The organism is Rosenbergiella australiborealis (assembly GCF_018494035.1).
Lineage (GTDB): Bacteria > Pseudomonadota > Gammaproteobacteria > Enterobacterales > Enterobacteriaceae > Rosenbergiella > Rosenbergiella australiborealis.
The window spans coordinates 1-1812 of sequence record NZ_JABBFO010000030.1 but is presented as its reverse complement, the minus strand read 5'-3'; the positions used below and the strand labels follow the sequence as shown (position 1 = coordinate 1812).

The following is a 1812-nucleotide window of genomic DNA, read 5'->3' as shown; positions in this document are numbered from 1 at the left end:
GGTTATACAGATGGCTTAATGATAGGAGGCGCAATCTACTTAGGCCCGGCGGCCTCGATAGGGAAAGTTGTGGGGGGTAGCGTAATTGCAGCCGTCGCGAATGGCAGTTATCAGTGGTTTGATATGAGCCTGTCGGGGAATGAAGGAAAAGTTTACGATCCGCTGAGTACGGGAGCCACCGCTATCATGGGCGGTCTGGCACCGTGGCGTGGAGTCTGGCAGAACGTGGGCATAGCGGCAGGTGGTGCAGTGTTTACTGATGGGCCAAATCCAGGAACGATAGGGGCCTCTGCCGCCGGTGCCTGGGCTGACGGCATATTTGGGGAGTATGCGCCGGGGATTGTTAATTCAATAACAAGAAAGGAACTGCCTGGATTCATCTACGATATTGGAGGGGCTTTTGCTTCCGAAGCTGCCACTGATGCAGGCACAAGTATTATCAAAAAGCAGGAGAGTGTAAAATGATGAAGTCCACTCTTAAATACATAATTCTTTTTGCTTATTTTACTGTTGGTTTATTCTTATTGGGTCTAATCATAAAAGTTGTTTCAGGTTTTATTCATCTGGGTGGATTTTATTTACCTTATGAAGAAATTATGAGGAATCTTTTCAAAAGCATTATTGCAGGATCAGCAATAACATTAGCTGCAATTACCTTTAATTTGATTGATAAATTTAAAGGTCGTAGAAAAAACTCATCCAAACCTGATTAAGTTATAAGCCCCGGTCGCCTTAACCGGGACTGTTGTTGAGAATAACCTGATGGGCGGCACTGAGGACGGTCAAGAGAAGTTCGCTAGGGAGCATGGCAAGAATATCGTCTCCTGTGCGGATAACCCGGGTTCAGCGTCCTGCCAGAAAGGTCTGGCGATGCAGGATGCATTGGCGGTAGCATTGCCAGCAGGGCTTGGTGGCGGTATGTTAGCCGCCGCGAGTCCGGAAATAGCCGCGGCAGCCAAAGCCGCGATACAAGCCTGTGCGGGCAATGTGATGCTTTGTCTTAACAATGCTGGCATTCAGGTGTCGGAAGCGATAGTGCCGGGTGGAGTAGGTGCCGGTGGTGCGATAGGGATAGGTAAGACAGCGGCTGAAGCCACGGCGGCGAAAGCAGAGGTTGTTGCGGCTAGTAAAGCGATGAATGGCACAGAAAGCGCATCTAACGGTGCTCGATTACGTATGCAACTTGCTGCTGAACAGTCTGCTGGAAGCAGAGCTCCAACTAAAATAACCAGCTATTCTCAACATGCATTAGAGCAAATAGCTGGGAGAGATGGAGGTATAGGTGTAAGTAAAAGTGCAATAGATAACGCCTGGTCGAGTCCTCTCAAAATAGAATATGTCCCGTCAAAATATGGACCAACTTTTAGATATACAGGAAACGCTGCAGTTATAGTTGTGAATCAGGATGGGAAAGTAGTTACAGGTTGGGCAAAATCGTCTTCGGGGACAGCAAAATGAATGATATTTTAAATCCATGCCAACAGAATTTAATCATGAGTTTATGTAATGATGGTGATGCTTCTACACAATCACTTGCTGAAAAAGCAATTCTTGGAAAACTCACATCAAACGAGGCTGAGATGTTATGCAGCTTGATATCCAATGAATTTATGTTGAATGGTATTACTGAAAGTTTTGAACCAAATGATTATGGAAAAGAACTCGAAGAGTTATTAGATGCTGTAAATCAGAACAGTTGAGAATAATTATCTGAGTAGCACGGATATAACCACCTTCACCGAAAAGTACGCTAAGGCGATGACAGAAAAGGAGAAGGAGCAGCTTTGGACCGATCTTAAGAAACTGGATGTA

The 1812-nt window shown here is 45.6% G+C and carries 3 protein-coding genes and 1 pseudogene; all 4 read left to right on the top strand.

Features of this window, described 5'->3' with window-relative positions; all coding sequences use genetic code 11:
- Window positions 1-465, top strand: a pseudogene (locus tag HGT73_RS14530) (adhesin); the annotation flags it as partial.
- Window positions 462-713 carry a hypothetical protein gene (locus HGT73_RS14525; RefSeq protein WP_214215970.1) on the top strand — a complete coding sequence of 84 codons (252 nt, stop codon included), beginning with the start codon at window positions 462-464 and terminating at the stop codon, window positions 711-713. The pseudogene HGT73_RS14530 and the gene HGT73_RS14525, both read left to right, overlap by 4 nt.
- A gap of 49 nt (window positions 714-762) precedes the next feature.
- The gene (locus HGT73_RS14915) at window positions 763-1458 is read left to right on the top strand and encodes a hypothetical protein (protein WP_244968595.1); all 696 of its coding nucleotides are present in this window, start codon (window positions 763-765) and stop codon (window positions 1456-1458) included.
- Complete coding sequence (locus tag HGT73_RS14515) at window positions 1455-1700, top strand: hypothetical protein (RefSeq protein ID WP_214215969.1); 246 nt, start codon at window positions 1455-1457, stop codon at window positions 1698-1700. The genes HGT73_RS14915 and HGT73_RS14515 overlap by 4 nt, the downstream gene beginning before the upstream one ends.
- The last annotated feature ends 112 nt before the right edge of the window (window positions 1701-1812 follow it).